The 489-nt window shown below is 42.9% G+C and carries 1 protein-coding gene; it reads right to left on the bottom strand.

Annotated elements, in window-relative coordinates; genetic code table 11:
- Positions 1 to 489, bottom strand: a 489-nt coding sequence (locus AW165_RS18520; RefSeq protein WP_171254269.1) for a site-specific DNA-methyltransferase, incomplete at both ends; no start/stop codon positions are given.

Below are 489 nucleotides of genomic sequence, written 5' to 3'. Positions count from 1 at the left end.
GCTTGTAACTGCTTCAACGTTGTATCAAACGTTTCTTCTTCAAACTCGATACCGATAAAACGCCGTCCCAGCTTTAAACATGCTTTACCTGTTGAACCGCTTCCCATAAACGCATCAAGTACAACATCACCTTCTCGGCTACTTGTCGTAATGACATGCTCAAGCATTGCTGCAGGTTTCTCACATGGATGTTTACCAGGATAATACTGCACGGGTTCAAATTGCCAGACATCGATATAAGGCACATCGGCCGTGACAGAGAACGGGCGACGAAGCGTCTCATATTGAGTTTTTAGATCATCATATTCTTTAACCAAAGTCTGGTAAGTTTCCTGCAACGATTGGTACTGCGTATGCAGCTCTTGATGGCTTTTAGTTAACTCTCCAGCTTTCGCTTTGAATAAGGCTTGCAATTGCTTGTATTGCTTTTCACTTGGTAGTTTCCATTGACTTGCACTAAACCAATGTGAACACATCTGAGAGTTGGTG

Source organism: Acinetobacter sp. LMB-5, assembly GCF_001541635.1.
GTDB lineage: Bacteria > Pseudomonadota > Gammaproteobacteria > Pseudomonadales > Moraxellaceae > Acinetobacter > Acinetobacter pittii.
The sequence above is the reverse complement of the archived record's forward strand: the minus strand, read 5'-3'. Positions and strand labels throughout refer to the sequence as shown.